This window comes from Polynucleobacter corsicus (assembly GCF_018688255.1).
In the GTDB taxonomy this organism is placed as follows: Bacteria; Pseudomonadota; Gammaproteobacteria; order Burkholderiales; family Burkholderiaceae; genus Polynucleobacter; species Polynucleobacter corsicus.
This window is the reverse complement of the sequence record NZ_CP061314.1, coordinates 1,316,118-1,334,396: the sequence shown is the minus strand read 5'-3', so window position 1 is coordinate 1,334,396 and position 18,279 is coordinate 1,316,118. Positions and strand designations below refer to the sequence as shown.

Annotated in this window: 16 protein-coding genes; 12 read left to right on the top strand and 4 right to left on the bottom strand. The window is 44.6% G+C overall.

The genetic code is table 11. The annotated features are described in order from the left end of the window. Positions 1 to 64 precede the first annotated feature (64 nt). The 4 genes from crtD to C2747_RS06900 are packed head-to-tail and all read right to left on the bottom strand — an operon-like array spanning position 65 to position 4,464. The gene (gene crtD, locus C2747_RS06915) at positions 65 to 1,558 is read right to left on the bottom strand and encodes a 1-hydroxycarotenoid 3,4-desaturase CrtD (protein ID WP_215330876.1); all 1,494 of its coding nucleotides are present in this window, start codon (positions 1,556 to 1,558) and stop codon (positions 65 to 67) included. Next, positions 1,542 to 2,234, bottom strand: a complete 693-nt coding sequence (locus C2747_RS06910; RefSeq protein ID WP_215330875.1) for a spheroidene monooxygenase — start codon at positions 2,232 to 2,234, stop codon at positions 1,542 to 1,544. The genes crtD and C2747_RS06910 overlap by 17 nt, the downstream gene beginning before the upstream one ends. A gap of 6 nt (positions 2,235 to 2,240) precedes the next feature. Next, positions 2,241 to 3,665, bottom strand: coding sequence for a transcriptional regulator PpsR (gene ppsR, locus C2747_RS06905; protein WP_215330874.1), 1,425 nt, complete (start codon positions 3,663 to 3,665; stop codon positions 2,241 to 2,243). 34 nt (positions 3,666 to 3,699) lie between these two features. Beyond that, positions 3,700 to 4,464: a cobalamin B12-binding domain-containing protein gene (locus C2747_RS06900; protein ID WP_215330873.1), complete on the bottom strand. Its 765-nt coding sequence runs from the start codon at positions 4,462 to 4,464 to the stop codon at positions 3,700 to 3,702. A gap of 259 nt (positions 4,465 to 4,723) precedes the next feature. Here C2747_RS06900 and bchF point away from each other — a divergent pair, with 259 nt between their 5' ends. The 12 genes from bchF to acsF are packed head-to-tail and all read left to right on the top strand — an operon-like array spanning position 4,724 to position 18,275. Beyond that, positions 4,724 to 5,197 carry a 2-vinyl bacteriochlorophyllide hydratase gene (gene bchF / locus C2747_RS06895; protein WP_215330872.1) on the top strand — a complete coding sequence of 158 codons (474 nt, stop codon included), beginning with the start codon at positions 4,724 to 4,726 and terminating at the stop codon, positions 5,195 to 5,197. Then, positions 5,194 to 6,486 carry a ferredoxin:protochlorophyllide reductase (ATP-dependent) subunit N gene (locus tag C2747_RS06890; protein WP_215330871.1) on the top strand — a complete coding sequence of 431 codons (1,293 nt, stop codon included), beginning with the start codon at positions 5,194 to 5,196 and terminating at the stop codon, positions 6,484 to 6,486. Before bchF ends, C2747_RS06890 begins: the two co-directional genes overlap by 4 nt. A gap of 9 nt (positions 6,487 to 6,495) precedes the next feature. Beyond that, complete coding sequence (bchB, locus tag C2747_RS06885; protein ID WP_215330870.1) at positions 6,496 to 8,127, top strand: ferredoxin:protochlorophyllide reductase (ATP-dependent) subunit B; 1,632 nt, start codon at positions 6,496 to 6,498, stop codon at positions 8,125 to 8,127. After that, on the top strand, positions 8,117 to 11,899 hold the full coding sequence (locus tag C2747_RS06880; RefSeq protein ID WP_215330869.1) for a magnesium chelatase subunit H: 3,783 nt from the start codon (positions 8,117 to 8,119) through the stop codon (positions 11,897 to 11,899). The genes bchB and C2747_RS06880 overlap by 11 nt, the downstream gene beginning before the upstream one ends. Continuing rightward, positions 11,899 to 12,810 carry a ferredoxin:protochlorophyllide reductase (ATP-dependent) iron-sulfur ATP-binding protein gene (bchL, locus tag C2747_RS06875; RefSeq protein ID WP_046330404.1) on the top strand — a complete coding sequence of 304 codons (912 nt, stop codon included), beginning with the start codon at positions 11,899 to 11,901 and terminating at the stop codon, positions 12,808 to 12,810. Before C2747_RS06880 ends, bchL begins: the two co-directional genes overlap by 1 nt. 2 nt (positions 12,811 to 12,812) lie before the next feature. Beyond that, positions 12,813 to 13,514 carry a magnesium protoporphyrin IX methyltransferase gene (bchM, locus tag C2747_RS06870; RefSeq protein ID WP_215330868.1) on the top strand — a complete coding sequence of 234 codons (702 nt, stop codon included), beginning with the start codon at positions 12,813 to 12,815 and terminating at the stop codon, positions 13,512 to 13,514. 14 nt (positions 13,515 to 13,528) lie between these two features. Continuing rightward, a complete protein-coding gene (locus tag C2747_RS06865) occupies positions 13,529 to 14,941 on the top strand; it encodes a PucC family protein (protein ID WP_251374721.1) in 1,413 nt (470 codons plus the stop codon). Between the two features lie 23 nt (positions 14,942 to 14,964). Then, positions 14,965 to 15,729, top strand: coding sequence for a photosynthetic reaction center subunit H (gene puhA / locus C2747_RS06860; protein ID WP_215330866.1), 765 nt, complete (start codon positions 14,965 to 14,967; stop codon positions 15,727 to 15,729). After that, positions 15,726 to 16,406, top strand: coding sequence for a photosynthetic complex putative assembly protein PuhB (puhB, locus tag C2747_RS06855; RefSeq protein ID WP_215330865.1), 681 nt, complete (start codon positions 15,726 to 15,728; stop codon positions 16,404 to 16,406). Before puhA ends, puhB begins: the two co-directional genes overlap by 4 nt. 8 nt (positions 16,407 to 16,414) lie before the next feature. Beyond that, entirely contained in the window at positions 16,415 to 16,849 is a 435-nt protein-coding gene (gene puhC / locus C2747_RS06850) for a photosynthetic complex assembly protein PuhC (RefSeq protein WP_251374720.1), read from the top strand. Continuing rightward, positions 16,849 to 17,202, top strand: coding sequence for a hypothetical protein (locus tag C2747_RS06845; protein WP_215330863.1), 354 nt, complete (start codon positions 16,849 to 16,851; stop codon positions 17,200 to 17,202). Before puhC ends, C2747_RS06845 begins: the two co-directional genes overlap by 1 nt. After that, positions 17,199 to 18,275, top strand: coding sequence for a magnesium-protoporphyrin IX monomethyl ester (oxidative) cyclase (gene acsF, locus C2747_RS06840; protein WP_215330862.1), 1,077 nt, complete (start codon positions 17,199 to 17,201; stop codon positions 18,273 to 18,275). Before C2747_RS06845 ends, acsF begins: the two co-directional genes overlap by 4 nt. Positions 18,276 to 18,279: the final 4 nt, after the last annotated feature.

Genomic DNA, 18,279 nt, shown 5'->3' with positions numbered 1-18,279 from the left:
CTAAAGCCATAAAGACCATCGTCGCTCAGACCATCAACATACCACCAGAGATAATTGCCTGGATCTACCGCTTGGTCAAACCGAGGTGTTCCATTAGGGTTGCGGCCACCAAGCGACCGGACATAGCCGCCATGGGAACTCCCGGACCCGGATGAGTGCTTCCCCCCGTGAGTAGTAGATTGCTGATTTGCGATTGAGAACCGAGCCTCTGGAATGAACTCATCCATCCATGCGTTGCTTGACCATAAAGAGCTCCCCCACGACCCGGAAAGAGGTTGGCGAATTCTTGAGGGCTCGTTCGAGTCACTTGCAGATCTTGAAGTTGTAGACCATATTGGCTCATGAGTGAAAATATTTTTTGCTCGCATCGATCTACTTCCTTTGTATCGTAGGATGAACTGCCGCCATTTGCCGGTGCATTCACCAGACACAGCAGTCGTTCATGTGAGTTGCTCTCGATCGCATGATCCGTTCTATCTTGAGCGCATATATACACCGTTGGATTTTCTGGAATTTTATGTTGAGAAAAAATATCCGAAAACTCATCTCGGTAAGGTTTATTAAAGAAAACGTTATGTCTGACTAGTGGAAAGCCAGATGCTTTTACCTGCATTGACCAAGTAACTGCAGACAGGGAGTCTGCCTGCTGAAGATTTTTAGGAATCGCTTTACTGGCTAGTTCGCCCAGTAAGCCATGCTTCAAGGCGTTAATGTCGCCATTAAAAATGAGATAATCACATTCAAGATATTCACCGGAAGAGAGCAGTACCCCTTTTACTTTATCCCCAGCGATATCCAAGGACTGCACTTCCGAGTTATATCGAAAGTCACATTGTTTCTTTTGGGCTAAGCGTGCAATGACCTCGGGGATTTTGATCATTCCCCCCTTAATAGACCAAACACCTTCCATTTCTACTTGGGCGATCAACATGAGGGTTGCCGGAGCTAAATAAGGCGATGAGCCACAGTAAGTTGCATAACGCCCAAACAACTGATGAAGACGAGGGTCAGGAAAGTATTGCTCCAATGCTGACCATAAGCTACTAAAAGGGCCGATATCCCAAAGCACTTTACTTTTTGCTAGCCCTAAAGAGGACATCATTCCCATCATGTTGGGGCGAGGGGATTCAATAAAAGGCGTCTTTAGTGCTTGATATACTTTTTTGGCTGTTTTGCAAAACGCTAAGAACTGTTTTGCTTGTTGTGCCCCGCTAAATTGACCGATAGCATCAGCACTTTTTTGGCTATCAGCGTAGAGATCTAAGTACGCATCACCCCAACTATGCCTTGCAAGAATATCTAAGGCTTCCAGTTCGAATTCAGAATCAAAATACTCTCCGCAATCCGCAAAGAGCTCATCAAAGATCCATTTCATCGTAAAGACTGTGGGACCAGAGTCGATAAAAGAATTACCTGCTTGTACTTGGCGAATCTTTCCGCCAGGCCCTGCATTCTTTTCGATTACCGTGACATCAAGACCTTGGTGAGATAGCGTCAAAGCAGCGCTAAGACCGCCGATGCCCGCTCCAACAATCAGAACCTTAGGTGATTTCAACATGCTTACCTTGCCATACACCTTGAGCAGAATTCACTACAAAGCGTGTAAACATGGACTCAGAAAAATAGTCTTTACCGTATGCGGCTTTGATAGCAGCGAGGTGCGCCCCTTCTTGTGCATAGCGATCTAGAGACTGTTCATCATTCCAGATAGTAAAGGTTGCCTGGCGAAGGTAGGGTGCTTCGCCAAGTCCAGCGGTCAGTATTTTTCCAGATGCCTGATTAATCGATTCCTCAGCAGGCTTTGCCTTGCTCCAAAACTGTGTCGCTTTAGTGGGTCTGATTGAAGCCCGAGTGAGCGATGCAATAGGGCCTTTAATCGGTTTTTGTGCCAAGTCTTGCATTGAAAATGAAGACCACGAACCGCGGCTAGAGTAGGCCTGGAGTGTAGCGGTAAACATTTCACTGGAATGATCTTGGTATGCACGCAAGATAGCAGCATTTTTTAGGAATGCATCTGCATTTTTTGGCTGATCAAACACGCAAAAAAAGCCTTGTTTGGTAAGGCTTGGTTTTGTACTAAATCCGCCGTTAAATCCAGAGCCGAGTACTTTGCAAAATTGCAGGCCTGGCAGTCTGGCGAAAGGGTATTTGCCCAGAATATAGCGTGATAGCCCCCATCCACTAGAACCAGCAGCAATATTGATTAAAGCTAATACCGCTGTCTGATTAGTCATGAGAAATTAGGCATCAATATCTTCAGCAGCATTACTATCAACAATGCCAAAACGCCTCATTTTGATATAGAGACCTTGTCGAGATAGACCTAGCAATTCTGCTGCCGAAGCTCTGTTGGACATAGTCAGGTCTAAGGCAGCCAAAATACATAACTTTTCAATAATGTCAGTGGTCTCAGTAACGATTTGCTTTAAAGGAACTTTGCCAACCAATTGGGTTAGTTCTTTAGCATTCTTTCCTAAGTTCTCAGATTTAGCGCTAGGTTGTTGCATCGATTTTGAGATCAGATGAATGCTGATACCAACTGCTGAGAGTTTTCCGCTGATAAAGCTAACCGCTGAAATTTGGGCTTCTCGTGGTGAGCTACCATCATCAGCGGTAATAGTTGTTGAATAGTCTTTGATCGAGCCATATTCGCGCACGGTACCAAGGATAATTTTTAAATCAATTCCCGCTCTACCAAGCCACACCTCTAAGGACTTGCCGAGAATATTTTCTTTCTGGGCAGATTGAGACATAGAAACAAAGGTGCTGTTGGCAGTCAAAATGATACCGCTAGTACTGCAGACAACAAAACCATCCTGAAAGTCTTCAATAGCCTGTGTGAGTAAAGTAGTTTGCTCATTCAGATTACTGATCTGGGTACTATTTGATTTTGGTTTGATGGATACAAGGCAAATATTTTGATTACCTTCGCGCAATAAGACGCTAGAAATTTCAACGTTCTCTTTCAGGTTCTCAAGCGTCGATTGCATCGAAGATTGCATAATTCCCGATTTTGAATCTGCTAGGTAAGTTTGGATAGCCTCATAATCTTTTACAGGAAATAAATTCGTAAACAATTTACCCTGAATCTTCTTTAGATCACCCACCAAAAATCCAGCAGATTTATTTACTTCAAGAATCTTTAATGTTTGGCTATCTACTATTAAATAGGCTTGATCAATGTTATTAAACAGTTTAACGTAACGATTTTGTATTGCATGAAGATTGGCATATTCACGCTCAATTTCTTGCTGAGAATCTACAAGCTTTTGTTGCAGCATAGAGATGCTACTGAGATCTTTACCAATGGCAACAAGCTTATTTTCTTTTGGAAAAAAAATCGTACTAAATTGAATTGGAAGAGAGGGTGATCCCTCAATCCGTTGGTTTACTTGGCGCCACTTTTGTTCGGAATCATCCTCGCCAGTCTTGAGCAGGGCATTGACTTTGGGCTGGCTATCAACAGCAACAGTATCGAGCCAATTTTTTCCGATTAAAGACTGTGTATTGCCAGCAATAGGCTTTGAGCCGTTTAATACATTCTCAATTAAGCCTGAGCTATTCATCACGAGCACAAGATCGACCGAAAGCGACAGCATGGCAGCTGCCTGATGCACATCTAAGGCATCGATTGCTTGAGGATCTAGATTGAAAATTTTGGTCACTATATTTGTTTACCGATTTTTCTAATAATTATTTTTATATTTGGCTGAGAACAAGCTCTAATCTTTCAACAGATTCTTCAGGGGTAAATGCTGTTATATCTGCCTCAATGTGGGCAAATTTCTCAGGCGCTTTATTATAGAGCGGACCCCCAATTAAAACCTTGATTTTTGGGTTCTTTGATTTCCCCCTAAGAGTGCTAATGATATTTGGTAACAGCTCCAATTGTTCGTCGCAGGAGATCGAGATAGCCAAAGCATTATGACTAATAGACTCAAGCTCCTTGGCGATGGATTTCAGACTATTATTTTCTGGGCGATAAACACGCCAACCAGAATGAATAAAATAATTAGAGAGAATGAGCGTGCCCAAAGAGTGCTGTGATTCTGGAAAATTCGTTATAAGAATCGAATGATTGCCTCGCTTCTCTAATTGAGTGACTTGAAAAAGGTAGTCGAGCTTATGAATAACCCGCTCAAGCTTATTAACTCCAATTGACACTTCAGCAAAACTAAGAGTGTCGTCTTCCCATTGCTTGCCTAACCTTCTTGCAATCGTGGGTATAAGATCTAAGACGATGTAATTGATCGACACCCCATGAGTCTTGAGCACGGTGATTGCCAACTCAAAGGCCCCATCTTCGGTTGAGAGGAGTAATTGGGTGATCCGATCAATCTCCTCATCAGCTAATGCGTTCCCTTGTTTGCTTGGGGTGGGCATAGGAGTCTCAAGCCAGCCTTCTTCGTTGGAGGCTTTGGGCTTATTGGCCCCCTCAACCTTGCGTTCAATTTCCTCAACCAAGCGGGGTAGTTGGGTGCTAAAAACCTCCATGATGAGTTCTTTTTTGAAAGATGGATTCACCCAATGACCCTTGCTAAAAAAGTAATCTATTATTTGCAAACATATGTAAAATAATTATTACACTAGAGATCTAATATTAGCAATTATTTTCTATTAACTAGGGTAAACGCTAATATAAACTAGGGAAAGTACTAGTATTAGTAAGTTCTAATGAGCGTAAAGTTTTGTTTACACAAAGCCAAATACAACACGCCCAAAAATGAAAATCAATAAGCCTCTATACAGTCAGGAACAGCGCGCAAAACGCGATGCTACTGTGTGGACCCTGGTTCAGGGGATTTTGGCGCCTGTTCAGTTTTTAGTTTGCCTCATTAGCCTGTATTTGGTCTTGCAATACCTCATTTCTGGTCAACACTATGAATTAGCCACTATCTCAGTGGTGGTAAAAACCTTTTTTTTGTATCTCATCATGCTTACCGGAAGCATTTGGGAGAAGGTGGTTTTTGGAAAATACCTTTTTGCCGATAGCTTCTTCTGGGAAGACGTATTTAGTATGTTGGTCATTTCCCTACATACGATTTACCTCTATTTCCTCATAGCTGGTGGTATGAGCGATCGTAGCCTGATGTATCTCGCACTGGCTGCGTATACGTCTTACTTTATTAATGCAGGCCAGTTTATTTATAAGCTTCGGATGGCTCGGCTGCAGTTTAGCGACCAGGTGGCAGCATGAACGCCATCGTTGATCTGCCAAAAGAGGCTCAGTCCCATGTTGGTAAAAATATTCCAATTTATAAAGAGCGTGGCCAAAGAGAAGTATTTTGTGGTCTTACAGGGATTATTTGGTTACACCGAAAAATTCAGGATGCCTTCTTCTTGGTTGTTGGCTCCAGAACCTGCGCGCATTTGATTCAGTCAGCAGCCGGGGTCATGATTTTTGCGGAGCCGAGGTTTGCGACAGCCATTATTGATGATCGTGATCTTGCTGGAATTGCAGATGCTCACGATGAGCTTGATCGGGTTGTAAAGGCCTTACTGACAAGGCGCCCTGACATCAAGATGTTATTTTTAGTAGGCTCCTGCCCATCAGAAGTCATTAAATTAGACCTATCTCGTGCAGCACAAAGATTGAATAAAGAAATGATCAATCAATGCCGCATTTTGAGTTACTCAGGCAGCGGCATTGAGACAACCTTTACTCAAGGTGAGGATGCTTGCTTGGCATCCTTAATAACTGACACACCAAAACAAGCTCCTGCAGCTGAAAAAAGTTTACTCATCGTTGGTTGCTTGCCGGATATCGTTGAAGATCAATTCCAACGCATTTTTAATGAGTTGGGAATTACGAATGTATCGTTCTTCCCGCCAAAGAGTTCAAAGCAAGTAGTGGAGATCAACAGCAACACTCAATACCTACTTGCCCAACCCTTCTTAGCTGAAACTGCCAGACTCATTGAGGAGCGGGGCGCAAAAAGATTATCTGCACCATTCCCATTTGGAGTTGAAGGCACTACAGCATGGCTTCAGGCTGCAGCCAAAGCCTGGGGCATTGATGAAGGCAAATTTGAGCAAGTAACTCAAGTCAGAATTGATCGCGCCAAAAAGAGTCTCGCGCGATACCTGCCAGCCTTGGAAAATAAAAGTATCTCTTTCTTTCCAGATTCTCAGCTAGAAATTCCTCTAGCGCGCTTCTTATCTAGAGAATGCGGTATGAAGGTTCTGGAGATAGGCACACCCTATGTCCATAAACAGCATTTGGAATGTGAATTTGATTTATTACCAGAAAATATTCGCATCGTTGAAGGTCAAGACGTTGAGAAGCAGTTAGATCGTTGTCGAAGTGACCAGCCCGATATTGTGGTTTGTGGGCTTGGCCTAGCCAATCCCCTTGAATCTGAGGGCATTACGACTAAGTGGTCAATTGAGTTGGTCTTTAGCCCCGTGCATGGATATGAGCAAGCTGCTGATTTAGCAGAGCTCTTTGCGCGGCCTTTAAATCGCAGTCTGAAACTAGCGGCTTAAAGGACTCATATGCAACTGACACTCTGGACATATGAAGGCCCGCCACACATTGGCGCAATGCGTATTGCTACCTCGATGACCGATTTGCACTATGTCTTGCATGCACCACAGGGTGATACCTACGCTGACTTGTTGTTTACGATGATTGGACGCGCTAAAACCCGCCCTCCTGTTACCTATACGACATTTCAGGCAAGAGATTTGGGTGGAGACACAGCGCAGTTATTCCAGGATTCTGTCAATTCTGCTTATGAACGTTTCCAGCCAAAGGCGATGATCGTTGGCGCTTCATGCACAGCAGAGTTGATTCAGGATGATCCGGGTGGCTTGGCAAGAGCGCTCACTTTGCCGATTCCGGTTATCGCGCTCGAACTTCCTTCGTATCAGAAAAAAGAAAACTGGGGCGCTTCAGAAACTTTTTATCACATTACTCGTGGATTGGTAGCTTTCGATAAATCCATCAGTGCCCAGCAGTATCAAGAGATGCGTGCTGCTAACGCAAAACAAGATCAAAAGCCTAGTTGCAATATTCTTGGACCTACTGCATTAGGATTTAGAAATCGCGACGATATTCAAGAAATTAAGTCTTTATTAGAGGCGATGGGTATTGAGGTGAAAGTAGTTGCACCGCTCAATGCGTCAGTAGCAGATATCACCCAATTACCTCAGGCGGACTTTAATGTCATGCTGTATCCAGAAATTGCTCAGCTTACATGTTCTTGGCTGCAGAAAACATTTGGACAGCCGTTTACCAAGACCATTCCGATTGGTACTAAAGCAACTAGAGCGTTTGTTCAAGAAGTAGCCGCACTAGCAAATATTAATCCAGAGGCTTTTTTAAAATCCCAAGATGAGCGGGCACATTGGTACGCAAAATCAGTTGACTCTACTTATCTCACCGATAAGCGTGTATTTATATTCGGCGATGCAAGCCATGTCATTGCTGCTGCAAAAGTCGCATCAGAAGAAATTGGATTTAAGGTGGTTGGCTTAGGAACTTACAGCCGTGAATTTGCCCGCGAAGTTCGTGAAGCTGCAAAGCTGTATGAAGTAGAGGCTTTAATTACCGATGACTATTTAGAAGTCGAGGAAAAAGTTGCTGAGCTCACCCCAGACTTAGTCTTGGGTACGCAGATGGAGCGCCATATCGCTAAAAGATTAGGCGTTCCTTGCGCCGTGATTTCTGCGCCAGTCCATGTTCAGGACTTTCCAGCACGCTACTCACCACAGATGGGATTTGAGGGTGCCAATGTATTGTTTGACACCTGGATTCATCCGCTGATGATGGGTCTGGAAGAGCATCTCATTATGATGTTCCGCGATGATTTTGAATTTAGTGCCAAGGCTGCACCTTCCCATCTAGGTCATTCAGCAGCTGTTAAAGAAAATTTGCACTCACCGGAGCCTCAATCAAACCAAATCGCTCCAGTAGTAAGCCATACCCAGGTAAACGCTGAAATATTTAGCGGTACAGAGCCAGCAAAATTATGGGATGTAGAAGCAGAAAAAGAATTAGGAAAAATTCCATTCTTCGTTAGAGGCAAAGCACGACGCAATACCGAGAAGTTTGCAGTTGAGCATGGCATTAGCCATATCACTATTGAAACGCTCTACGATGCAAAGGCTCACTATGGCAGATAAGAAAATCCCCATGAGAGTCTCCATCATCACGATGGACACGCACTTGAGTAGTGCGACAGAGAGGGCTCGTTATGCCCTTAAGAAAAAGCTACCCAGTCTTGAGCTCAGCATTCATGCGGCTTCTAGCTGGACCGTAGATGCTAAAGCTCTGGAAAACTGTATTAGCGATATTGAGTCTGCAGATATTCTGATTGTGACCATGCTCTTTATGGAAGATCACTACAAACCAGTGATTGAGGCCTTAAAAGCGCGTCGTGATCACTGTGATGCCGTGATTTGCGCTATGTCAGCAGGTGAAGTGGTTTCTCTGACTCGCATGGGCGGGTTTGATATGGGCAAGCCGGCAACTGGCTTGATGGCTTTGTTAAAGCGTTTGCGTGGAAATAAAGAGAAGGCCCAAACTGGTGGTGCAGCGCAAATGCGCATGTTGCGTCGCTTGCCAAAAATTCTCCGATTTATTCCAGGTAATGCGCAAGATGTCAGAGCCTATTTCTTAACACTGCAATATTGGTTGGGTGGTTCCGAAGAGAACCTCTTCCATATGGTGACTAATTTAGTCAATCGTTATGCCGCTGGTGAGAGAGTAGTTTTAAAGACTAAAGAAAAGCTCGTTGAGCCTGTCATTTACCCTGATAACGGTATTTATCATCCACGGCTCAAAGGCCGCATGAGTGAGTCGATTAACGATTTACCTAAATTGGTTTCTGATAAGAAATCCAAGGGTCGTGTTGGACTGTTGTTGTTGAGATCCTATATTTTGGCTGGTAACACCCTGCATTACGATTCAGTCATTGCCGCAATTGAGGCGCAAGGACTGCAAGTACTGCCCATATTTGCAGTAGGTTTGGATGCAAGACCAGCTATCGACCAATTCTTTTATCAGAATGGTGAGAAAGTAGTTGATGCGGTTGTATCACTTACCGGCTTCTCCTTGGTAGGCGGACCTGCTTATAACGATGCAAAAGCAGCTGAAGAGGTGCTTGCTTCTTTAGATGTGCCTTACCTCGCAGCACAGCCCTTGGAGTTTCAGACGCTTAACGAATGGGGTAGTTCTGATAGAGGACTCCTGCCAGTAGAAAACACGCTGATGATCGCCATACCTGAGCTCGATGGTGCGATTGTCCCAATGGTGTTTGGTGGTAGAGCCGGTGATGCAGATGTGCAGTGTAAAGGCTGCCATAAGGGTTGCGTATTTGAGGCCAGCATTAATCGCCATGACATGCATACCTGCATTGAACGTACAGCAATGCTTGCTGCGCGCGTATCTAAATTGATTGCCTTGCGTAAGGCTGAGCGTGCGGATCGCAAAGTAGCTCTGGTGATGTTTAACTTCCCCCCAAATGCGGGAAGAGTGGGTACTGCTGCCCACTTAAGCGTTTTTGAATCCGTCTTTAATACCTTAAAAAGCCTCAAAGCAGAGGGTTACAGTGTTGATGTACCCGCATCCATCGATGAATTTCGGGACATGGTTCTGATTGGTAATGCGAAAGAGCATGGCACAGATGCCAATGTTCATGCACTGATTAGCGCCGCAGATCATATTCGTCGTGAGCCTTGGTTAAAAGAAATTGAAGCGCAGTGGGGCCCAGCACCTGGAAATCTACTGAGTAATGGCTCATCACTATTTATATTGGGTAAACAGTTTGGCAATGTATTTGTCGCGCTTCAGCCTGGGTTTGGTTACGAGGGCGATCCAATGCGCTTGTTGTATGAGAAAGGTTTTGCACCAACCCATGCCTTCTCCGCCTTTTATCGTTACATTCGTGAAGATTTTGCAGCTTCAGCAGTATTGCATTTTGGTACTCATGGCGCCCTTGAATTTATGCCTGGCAAGCAATCAGGAATGTCCGGTGCCTGCTGGCCAGATCGCCTGATTAACGATTTACCAAATTTATATATTTACGCCTCAAACAATCCATCAGAAGGTGCGATTGCCAAGCGTCGTGCTGGCGCAACCTTAATTAGCTATTTAACTCCACCGGTTTCACAAGCAGGTCTATATCAAGGTCTATTGGAATTCAAGGAAGCGGTAGAACACTGGCGTAAGTTGGTTCGAAATGAAACAGCCCAATCTTGGAGTGACACTGAGCAAGAATTACTTGATTCCATGCAAGCACAAGCAGTTGAGCTCGAATTCTCTACTGCAGAGCCTGTTTGGAAGAATTTAAGTGCAAGCAAAGTCAATCAGACTGTAATGCATCTGAGTGAACAGATTCTGGAGTTGGAATACACACTGATCCCTTACGGCCTTCATGTGCTTGGTAGTCCGCTTAGCATGGAGCAAAGCTTAGATATGTTGGTGAGCTTCTTATCCGTTCAAGAGGGCGAGCTCAAAAATATTGATCGAGCTAGCATTGAAAAGTTGATCAATAGCGATAGTTTGGAGCAGTTTGTAAAAGCCCAAAAAATGAATCTGACTCCTGCGCTACGTATCGAGCTAGAACAATTGCTTGCGGTATTCAGTGAGCTACAAGCTGATAGCGAAATGCAGGGTGTGATGAAGGCTTTAGAAGGGCGCTATATTCGTCCCGCACCAGGTGGCGATGTCCTTCGCAATCCCCAGGTATTGCCAACTGGTCGCAATATTCATGGCTTCGATCCTTTCCGTATCCCAAGTAAATTTGCAATGAAGGACGGATTGATTCAAGCCAATATGCTGTTGGAAAGATATAAGCTGGATGGCAATCCATTGCCAGAATCCATCGCCATGGTGTTGTGGGGTACTGACAATTTAAAAACTGAAGGTGGACCGATTGCCCAGATTTTGGCGCTGATGGGTGCACTGCCGCGTTTTGATAGCTTCGGTAGATTAGCTGGCGCTCAATTGGTTCCTTTGGAAGAGTTGGGTAGACCCAGAATTGATGTCATGGTATCGATTTCAGGGATCTTCAGAGACCTGATGCCCTTGCAAATCCGCATTCTTGCCGAGGCAGCCTTCTTAGCAGCTAGTGCTGATGAGCCGCTTGATCAAAACTTTATTAAAAAACATACCTTAGCCTATCAGGCACAAAATGGCTGCGATCTTGAGACTGCTGCTCTACGGGTCTTTGGTAATGCTGAGAGTGCCTATGGCGCCAACGTCAATATGATGATTGATAACGGCTTGTGGAAAGATGAAAACGAGTTAGCTGAAACCTATACGCGTCGTAAAAGCTTTGCATACGGAAGAACCGGTGTCCCAATGCTACAAAGCGAGCTTCTGAACAACATCCTTGCTGATGTTGAGCTGACTTATCAAAACCTGGACTCTATTGAACTGGGTGTCACAACCATCGACACTTATTTTGATACTTTAGGTGGCGTTAGCAGGGCTGTCAGAAGAGCCAAGGGTGGAAAAGCTGCGCCAGTGTATATCGGCGATCAAACTCGCGGTACTGCCGTTGTCAGAACCCTCAATGAGCAGGTATCACTAGAGACCCGTTCACGCATGCTCAATCCAAAGTGGTACGAAGGCATGCTTAAGCATGGCTACGAAGGTGTTCGTCAGCTTGAGAGTCACTTAACTAATACTGTTGGCTGGTCTGCTACGACCGGTCAAGTAGAGCCCTGGGTTTATCAACATCTAACACAAACATTCATATTAGATCCAGAAATGCGGGAGCGATTGATGAAGCTTAATCCAGCTTCATCAGCAAAAGTTGCAAGTCGACTATTGGAAGCATCAGAGAGAAATTATTGGAAGCCAGAGCCATCAGTATTAGAGACCTTGCGTCGCGTTGCTAATGACTTTGAAGATCGACTTGAAGGCGTTTATGAAGGAGTACCTATTTAATGAATACAGTTAGTGTGCCAGTTTCTTCGATTAACACTCGAAGTAAGCCAACCGATGGCGAGGGGAGCTTGCAGGTTCACCTGGACCCCAATGAAAAAATTGGGAATGCCAAAGTATTCGCGATTTATGGCAAAGGAGGGATTGGTAAGAGTACAACCTCCTCTAATCTGTCTGCAGCGTTTTCATTGCTGGGTAAGCGGGTTATCCAGATTGGTTGCGATCCAAAGCATGACTCTACTTTTACGCTGACTAAAAAACTCGTTCCTACCGTGATTGATATTCTGGAGTCAGTAGACTTTCATTCAGAAGAGCTCAGAGTAGAGGACTTTGTCTACGAAGGCTTTAATGGCGTGATGTGCGTAGAGGCTGGTGGCCCACCCGCAGGAACTGGTTGCGGTGGTTACGTCGTAGGCCAAACTGTAAAGCTCTTGAAGGAGCATCATTTACTTGAAGATACCGACATTGTTATTTTTGACGTCTTAGGTGACGTAGTATGTGGTGGTTTTGCAGCCCCGTTACAGCACGCTGACCGTGCCTTGATTGTTGCGGCAAATGATTTTGACTCTATTTTTGCCATGAACCGCATTGTCCAGGCTATTAGTGCCAAAGCAAAAAACTATAACGTGCGTTTAGGTGGCGTGATCGCTAATCGAAGCGCTGATACAGACCAGATTGATAAATTTAATACGCGGGTCGGGTTAAAAACAATGGCGCATTTTCCAGACCTCGATGCGATTCGTAAAAGCCGTCTCAAAAAATGTACTGTTTTTGAAATGGAATCGACCCCAGAGATTGAAAAGGTCAAAGACGAATACATGCGTTTAGCTGCTAGCCTACTTTTAGATGACGATCCTATCCTTACAGAGTCGCTCAAAGACCGTGAAATATTTGACTTACTAGGATTTGATTAATTATGAGCGCGATCTCTTATTTAAATAGGCGGAGTAAGTTGCAGGACTATTTTGATCGGACTGCAAACGATGCTTGGGTAAAATTAACGTCTGATGTTCCAGTGAGTGGTATTAGGGCAACGGTCAGAGCAGGGCGTGACCAAATGCGCGCAAATTTGATTGCACGCTTGCCAGAGTCATTAGCTGGTAAGCGGATTCTGGATGCGGGCTGCGGCACTGGTGCATTGGCTCTCGAGTTAGCGAATAAAGGTGCGAGTGTTGTTGCGATTGATTTATCGCCTAATCTCATTGAGCTAGCAAAAGAGAGAATTTCTCCTGCTGATCGTCAAAATATTGACTTTAGATCCGGCGATATGCTCGATGAGGGCTTAGGAGAATTTGATTACGTTGTGGGCATGGATTCGATGATCCATTATTGTGCGGCTGATATGTTGGTGGTGCTTGAGAAGTTGGCACCCCGAGTGTCAAACAAAATTGTGTTTACTTTTGCACCAAGCACCTTAGCCCTTGAAGTGATGATTCGTGTTGGCCGTCTATTTCCTAGAAAAGATCGAGCGCCCTTTATAGAGCCTATTAGCCAAGTGAAGCTGAGTAAGCTCATCGATCAATCACCGTGGTTTGTGGATTGGAAGATTCCCCATACCCAATTAGTTTCCAGTGGTTTTTACAAGTCACAGCTGATGGAGCTTGAAAAAACATCATGATTAATCTGTCAAAGATGACTAAGACATGGACGAGGATTGATCCTCGCTTTTTGCCTTTTGCTGATGTGGCGACCCCAGATTTACCTCTGAGTCGCCTCTTAAGGCTATCTTTGTTTCAAGTTTCAGTAGGTATGGCCACTGCCTTATTGGTTGGCACCTTAAACCGAGTCATGATTGTTGAGCTACACATGGAAGCATGGATGGTGGCCTTAATGGTTGCGCTGCCCCTCATCTTTGCCCCATTCAGAGCCTTAATTGGCCATAAGTCAGATACCCACCGCTCCATATTGGGTTGGAGAAGGGTTCCTTATATTTGGATCGGGACTTGGTTGCAGTTTGGTGGTTTGGCCATCATGCCTTTTGCACTCATCATCTTGTCTGGAGATACGCATTGGCCGACTTGGTTTAGCTATCTTGGGAGTGGATTGGCATTTTTACTGGTGGGCGCAGGTATGCAAACCACTCAAACTGCTGGCTTAGCTCTCGCCACAGACTTGGCAGATGCAAAAAATCGCCCCCGTGTTGTGGCAATGATGTACGTCATGCTGCTCTTTGGTATGGTCTTAAGCGGTGTCATGTTTAGTGTCTTCCTAGACCCATTTAGTCCGATTCAGTTAATTAAGGTGATTCAGGGTGTTGCTCTCATTACTTTGCTTCTGAATCTGTTTGCCTTGTGGAAGCAAGAGGCACGTCAGCCTAAAAATACTGCACCAACTATTGTTCAGCCAAAATTCTCACAAAGTTGGAGCGAGTTCATTAAGGCGCCGCAGGTTCGTCGCTTCCTCATCATGCTCGGTCTTGGAACTACTGCCTTTAGCATGCAAGACATTATCTTGGAGCCCTATGGTGGAGAAATACTCTTATTGGATGTATCCGCTACTAGCTTTTTGACTGCGCTGATTGCCTGCGGGTCTTTACTCGCATTTACGTTATCAGCACGCTGGCTAAGCAAGGGCTATAACGCCTACAGAATTTCTGCATCTGGTCTCTTACTTGGGCTGATTGCATTCTCAATGGTGATATTTTCAGAGCCCTTAGGCTCAGCAAATCTCTTTAGATTGGGTGCACTTCTGATTGGTTTTGGCGGCGGTCTGTTTGCAGTTAGTACGCTCACCATCGCCATGAGCATGGATCAGGAAAATAAAACCGGGATGGTGATTGGCGCATGGGGTGCAGTAACCGCTACGTGCTCTGGAATAGGTATGTCACTGGGAGGGGTCATTCGTGATCTCGTCTCAGATTTAGCGATGGGCGGTGCAATTGGTTCCACCTTAATGAATCCTGCTACCGGGTATAGCTTTGTTTATCACATTGAGATTTATTTGTTGTTTATTACGTTGATAGCTTTAGGTCCACTAGTAGCCAAAAAGCGAAACCTGGATATTTCAAAAATGAGTCAGTTTGGCCTAGCGGATTTTCCAAGCTAGTTTATTAAAGAGGGAGAGAAAAAATGGGTACTGGTGCAATTACACAATTTATAGATGTCGCTCAATTAGCGTTTTATCTATTTCTACTTTTTTTTGTTGGTCTAGTGATATACCTAACATTAGAAGGAAAGAGAGAGGGTTTCCCTCTTGAAACCGAGCGCTTTGGCAAGGTTCGACGCGAAGATGGCATTTTAGGTATGCCAAAGACGAAGAAATATGTCACTGAATTCGGCAAAACCTATTACGCCCCTTTAGAAACGCCGCCAGATACAGAGCGTTTATCGGCAGAACCAATTCATCCGTGGAATGGCGCACCGATTGCCCCAATTGGCAATCCATTATTAGCAGGAGTAGGGCCAGGTTCTTATGCCAACCGTGCTGATCATGTTGATTACGATCTAGAGGGCCATGCGCGCATTCGTCCACTGAGTAAGTTAAACGATTTTGCAATTGCAAAGCAAGATACTAATCCAATTGGCTTGAACGTGATTGGCGCTGATGGTCATAAGGCCGGCGTTGTGAAAGACGTCTGGGTTGATCATATGGAAATGATGATTCGCTATCTAGAGGTTGATGCAAAAGGTACGACGGTCTTATTACCAGTGAATTTCTCACGTATTGGCAAGCAAGATGTGCAAGTGGTATCAATCCTTGCAGATCAGTTTGCTGCCGTGCCAAAAACAAAAAATCCAGAGCAAATTACCTTGCTGGAAGAAGAGAAGATCATGTCGTACTATGGTGCTGGCACTCTTTATGCCACTCCTGAACGTCAGGAGCCACTAATATGAGTCTGAACATTCCTAGTAGTCCAGAGCATGAGTTTGAACCAGAGCTGGGACTTCCAGAAAAGTTACCTGAGGGCGAGCGTATTTTGTGGCAGGGCTCGCCTGATGTGAAGGCGATGCTTCTGCGAGTGTTTCATCTCAGCGGACTATTGATTTATTTTGGCCTGATCCTGCTCTATCAGATTGTCACAGGTGTGACTGATGGTGAAGTCTTAAGTGCGATATTTTTCTCCTCCTTAAGGATTGCGATTTTTTCAGCCATTGGCTTATCTCTAGTTGCCTTGCTTGCTTATCTCATGGCATCCACTGCGGTCTACACCATTACCAATAAGCGCGTAGTAATGCGTATTGGGATTGTGTTGAATATGACCTTCAATTTCCCTCTCAGGATGATTGAGTCGGCTGATTGCTGCGTCACTAAGCAGGGCACGGGAGATATTTCTCTAAAGCTCAGTAAAGAAACAAAAATTGCGATATTTCACTTATGGCCGCATTCAAGACCATCCCATTGGGCTAGTCCTCAGCCTACTCTCAGGTGTATTGACAACTGTTCCGAAGTAGCCAAAATTTTGGTTGATGCTTGGGCTACTCAGAATAATGTCATTGCTCGCTCAGTTCAAGCTGCTCAAAGCAATCCATCGATGGTGAATACCCCTTACTCAGGGGCAGAAGCAGCATGATTTTGCGCATGAATCCTATCCGCATCCAAAACTACATCGCAATTTTTGTGGTGACAGTTTTGGTGGGGGTAGTTTTCCTGGTTGCCAATGCCGTTCAGTCTGGTAAATCAGAAACGCAGGTAGATGCTAGTGTGATCGCGAAAAAAGCACTGTTTTTTAGGGATCTCCCTGATGGATCGGTAGGGGTTATATCAGCTTCTAGTGGGAAAATGATTGCACAAGTAGAGGGTCAGGCTGGTTTTGTCCGGGGAATTTTGCGAGCTTTGGCTCGTGAACGTCGCATTCAGCAAATTACCAGCGATGATGCATTTGAATTAATGAGTCGATCTGATGGCAGGTTGACTTTAGTAGATCTAGCAACGGGCAATCGGATTGATTTGGAATCATTTGGTCGAGATAACGCGGCGCAGTTTGCTGCATTTTTAAATAGCGCGGGGCAATAATGTCTAAACAGCTGGTCAAATGTTCTGTGGATATGTCCAATACTTCAGAGTACTTATATGCCCACGTGGATCTTGACGGCGTTCAAGTCGGTCCAGGCGATGAGGTTCTAGTACATGACCCGATTACAGAAATTTCATTTGGCGAGGTCTTGAGCTACCAAAGAACAGCAACAGTTTCCAAAGCGGGCTGGTTATCGCGTTTATGGGTATACCTCACTGCAAGACTCGAAATTACCTTGTTATACGAAGTCAGCTTTTCTACCACCCGATTCAGTCAAGCGAAAAAATATCCAAGAGTGCGCTCAGTAGCGCACGCCCAACCCCTTATTGTGACTAAAGGTATTGAAGTATGAGCACTAATGCCCCCACCATGGATACAGTTCGCCCCATTAATGAATCAACTGATCGCGCTCTAGAAAGTACGATTTTAAGTCCTCGGTTTTACACCACTGATTTTGATGAGATGGATCGTTTTGATATCAGCTCAGTAAAGCCTGAGTGGGATAAGCTCATGCAAGAATTTGAGTCAGACATTAATCAGGCTCACTTTCAGCGTCCCGAAGATATGTCTAAAGACTACTCCCACTTACCAGAGGGCTTGTACCAGGAGTTTTTGGATTTCTTAATTAGCTCCATAACTTCAGAGTTCTCAGGTTGTGTTCTCTATTCAGAGATTAAAAAGTCGATTAAGAATCCCGACTTAAAAGACTTGTTCTCCTACATGGCGCGTGATGAGAGCAGGCATGCCGGTTTTATTAATCAATGGCTCAAAGATTTTGGTATTGGGGTTGATCTAGGATTTTTAGCCAGGACTAAAAAATACACTTTTTTTAAGCCAAAATTTATTTTTTACGCGACTTACTTATCTGAAAAAATCGGCTACGCACGTTACATCACGATTTATCGCATTATTCAAAACAAGCCAGAATTGCGCTTTCATCCGATATTTCTCTGGTTTGAGAAATGGTGTAACGATGAGTTTCGTCACGGCGAAGCCTTCGCCTTATTAATGCGTTCCACGCCGAGGTTACTCAATGGTGGCAATCGACTGTGGATTCGCTTCTTCTTATTGGCGGTATACGCCACGATGTATGTGCGTGACCATTCCAGGCCAGAGTTTCATAAAGCACTTGGGGTATCGCCAACAGACTATGACCGCAAGGTATTAGAAATTACTTCTGATATTACTAAGCAGGTTTTTCCTTTTACCATCAACTTGGATGACCCAAGAATTTGGGAGTATTTTGAAAAGTTGAGAGTAATTTCAGATGAGGTAGATCATTTGAAGCAGGTGGGTGGTGTTTTCTCAGCCATCAAACGAGGTGCTCTAGTAGTCGTAGCTACTGCTACCTTCTTGCGTCTTTACATGCTGCCCGTAGTTCCGAATGAATTACCGAGCGATATTCGCATGGCACCCGTTTGGTAATTCA

What these genes read in the sequence shown, in the direction of transcription:
- crtD (WP_215330876.1), bottom strand. Translation starts at nt 1,558, where the DNA reads ATGTTGAAATCACCTAAGGTTCTGATTGTTGGAGCGGGCATCGGCGGT.
- C2747_RS06910 (WP_215330875.1), bottom strand. Translation starts at nt 2,234, where the DNA reads ATGACTAATCAGACAGCGGTATTAGCTTTAATCAATATTGCTGCTGGT.
- bchF (WP_215330872.1), top strand. Translation starts at nt 4,724, where the DNA reads ATGAAAATCAATAAGCCTCTATACAGTCAGGAACAGCGCGCAAAACGC.
- C2747_RS06890 (WP_215330871.1), top strand. Translation starts at nt 5,194, where the DNA reads ATGAACGCCATCGTTGATCTGCCAAAAGAGGCTCAGTCCCATGTTGGT.
- bchB (WP_215330870.1), top strand. Translation starts at nt 6,496, where the DNA reads ATGCAACTGACACTCTGGACATATGAAGGCCCGCCACACATTGGCGCA.
- C2747_RS06880 (WP_215330869.1), top strand. Translation starts at nt 8,117, where the DNA reads ATGGCAGATAAGAAAATCCCCATGAGAGTCTCCATCATCACGATGGAC.
- bchL (WP_046330404.1), top strand. Translation starts at nt 11,899, where the DNA reads ATGAATACAGTTAGTGTGCCAGTTTCTTCGATTAACACTCGAAGTAAG.
- bchM (WP_215330868.1), top strand. Translation starts at nt 12,813, where the DNA reads ATGAGCGCGATCTCTTATTTAAATAGGCGGAGTAAGTTGCAGGACTAT.
- C2747_RS06865 (WP_251374721.1), top strand. Translation starts at nt 13,529, where the DNA reads ATGACTAAGACATGGACGAGGATTGATCCTCGCTTTTTGCCTTTTGCT.
- puhA (WP_215330866.1), top strand. Translation starts at nt 14,965, where the DNA reads ATGGGTACTGGTGCAATTACACAATTTATAGATGTCGCTCAATTAGCG.
- puhB (WP_215330865.1), top strand. Translation starts at nt 15,726, where the DNA reads ATGAGTCTGAACATTCCTAGTAGTCCAGAGCATGAGTTTGAACCAGAG.
- puhC (WP_251374720.1), top strand. Translation starts at nt 16,415, where the DNA reads ATGAATCCTATCCGCATCCAAAACTACATCGCAATTTTTGTGGTGACA.
- C2747_RS06845 (WP_215330863.1), top strand. Translation starts at nt 16,849, where the DNA reads ATGTCTAAACAGCTGGTCAAATGTTCTGTGGATATGTCCAATACTTCA.
- acsF (WP_215330862.1), top strand. Translation starts at nt 17,199, where the DNA reads ATGAGCACTAATGCCCCCACCATGGATACAGTTCGCCCCATTAATGAA.